The sequence below is a fragment of the Kurthia massiliensis genome, assembly GCF_000285555.1.
Taxonomy (GTDB): domain Bacteria; phylum Bacillota; class Bacilli; order Bacillales_A; family Planococcaceae; genus Kurthia; species Kurthia massiliensis.
This window is the reverse complement of the sequence record NZ_HE611008.1, coordinates 8885-10975: the sequence shown is the minus strand read 5'-3', so window position 1 is coordinate 10975 and position 2091 is coordinate 8885. Positions and strand designations below refer to the sequence as shown.

3 protein-coding genes are annotated in these 2091 nt (G+C 31.0%); all 3 read right to left on the bottom strand.

What is annotated here, in order from left to right; translation table 11 throughout:
• Window positions 1-93: 93 nt before the first annotated feature.
• The 3 genes from KMHG_RS18140 to KMHG_RS18135 all read right to left on the bottom strand — a co-directional run bounded on the left by KMHG_RS18140 (window position 94) and on the right by KMHG_RS18135 (window position 1745).
• Window positions 94-717 carry a phosphotransferase gene (locus KMHG_RS18140; RefSeq protein ID WP_238984707.1) on the bottom strand — a complete coding sequence of 208 codons (624 nt, stop codon included), beginning with the start codon at window positions 715-717 and terminating at the stop codon, window positions 94-96.
• A 71-nt stretch (window positions 718-788) separates the two neighbouring features.
• Window positions 789-1013 carry a hypothetical protein gene (locus KMHG_RS19635; RefSeq protein WP_010291205.1) on the bottom strand — a complete coding sequence of 75 codons (225 nt, stop codon included), beginning with the start codon at window positions 1011-1013 and terminating at the stop codon, window positions 789-791.
• Window positions 1014-1274: 261 nt separating this feature from the next.
• Entirely contained in the window at window positions 1275-1745 is a 471-nt protein-coding gene (locus KMHG_RS18135; RefSeq protein WP_238984706.1) for an isochorismatase family protein, read from the bottom strand.
• Window positions 1746-2091: the final 346 nt, after the last annotated feature.

Genomic DNA, 2091 nt, shown 5'->3' with positions numbered 1-2091 from the left:
CATTATTAAATCAATGATTTGTGGCTTTTTTTGATATTCCCTAACTTTCGTTTGGGAACGTTATTTCAATTTGATTTGTATACTGTATAAATCTTAAATTAGTTTATAGTTTTCACTATCTATCACAAAATGAATTAAACTATTAAACAATCCTTGTTGTGAATACCTTTGCCAATCTTCTTCACACTCAGCCATTAGCCACATTACTTCATCCAGAAAGACATGCTGTTTTGCCTTTTCCCAAAAGACTTTTTCTTGATCGGTTAAAACAACATATTCTTTGTATCCTCTTAAAAATAACTTCCATTCATCTAGTGTAAAAATACGATTTGGTGCTTCTTCATGCTCATTATGAAAAAGTAATAACACCAAAGCTAAATCAAAGATTCTTGGTATCCAAGTAGCATTATCTGGATCAATTAGAAATGGCTCTGGAATTAAAATTAAATTATTTGCCTTAAAATCATGTGGCGTTGCTATATGTGGTAATTTTGCTTGGTAAAGTTCCTGTTGATTCGATACAGCTTCGTTTAACTTTGTCTGTAAACGTGGGTCAATTTCAATTTCTAACTTTTTTGCATGTTCTCTAATAGCCTCCATGCTCTCTTCAATTTCTAGGTAATTAAAATCGTAAACATCATACACTAAGAGATTATCGATATTTGAATCAGGAGAATAACTGTGAATCTGCCCTAACATTTTACCAGCTTCATAGATTTCTTTTTCTTTTCCAGAATATTTTATACCCTCTATAAATGGATAAACAACAAAATTTGTATCCCATATTTTTACGGATTATCTACTTTTAGTTTAACTGGTGTTACAACATTAATCCCTTTATCTTTCAACTTATTGATATAAGACATAACATTTTCTACTCTTTTTTGCGTACGTTTTACAACGACATCTTTATCACCATAGTTTACTCGATAAACTGGTGAATATGGATAAATACTAAGAGGTTCTTCTTCAACTTCAAAGCCAAATATATTTAAGATATCTTTTCCATTCATCATTTTAACCACCTATTAATTCTATTAATTTTAAAAACTACAAGATTTAAATATTGTAGTTGTGGGGGTTTTTATGTAATATTTTAGCCATTACATATAGCCAGTTCACTAGATAACCCAATTTTAACATAAATAACTAATTTATCCTTATCATCATCTACTTAAGAGCTTGAAAAAAAGTGTCCAAAGCGTCGTTTGGTAAACAAAAAGCAGCTGCGACATGTGACTGTCCTAGCTGCTCGTAGAAGGCTCCCAAACGTTTCATTTGGGAACGTTATTTAACTTATATTCTTCAACATATTCTTCGTAATCTAAAACCTCAATGGCATTTGACCAATGTAATACAGTCCCAACGAAATCTTTGATATCTAAACCTGGCATTTCATAAGTTTCGTCCGTATTAACAGTTCCAGTGGCATTTTCAATAAATGTGACTGTATAACCCCTATCAAACGCTGCAATAGCAGTAAATAAGCAACAAAATTCCGTATTAAAACCCGTAATAAAAATGTGGTCTACACCTAATTTTTCTAACGTACCTTGAAGTTCTGTATTATAAAATGAACTTGGCGTTTGTTTTTCTATTACATATTCAGCATAATCTTTTAACGAGTTATGTAATTCAGAACCCTCAGAATTCTTATATAGTCCACTCTCTTCTTCGTCATCTAAATGTCTCATAAAGATTACTGGCATATTTGTTTCTTTAAAATCTTTAATAATATTTTCTATAAGCGAAAGTTCTTCTTTAAAATCTCATAAATTAACAAGACCATTTTGTACATCAATAACTAAAAGTGCCTTCATTATTTCAACTCCTATAATCGTTATAAGTGAATAATTCTCTATGCAGCGTTTCAAATCCTTTTATTGGAACTAAAAACATTCCCAAAGCGGGAGATTTGGGAACATTAAAGCCTTGTTTAAATACTAGAAGAATATTTTTCAAGTTGCTTTTCTTTTTGACCTACTAACCCTGTTTTAGAAAACCTGTTGAACTGCTCTTTATCCAAAACCTTTGTTAATTGATTCATCACCATTTCAGTGATCATATCTTTCATCTCACCAGTACCCTGTT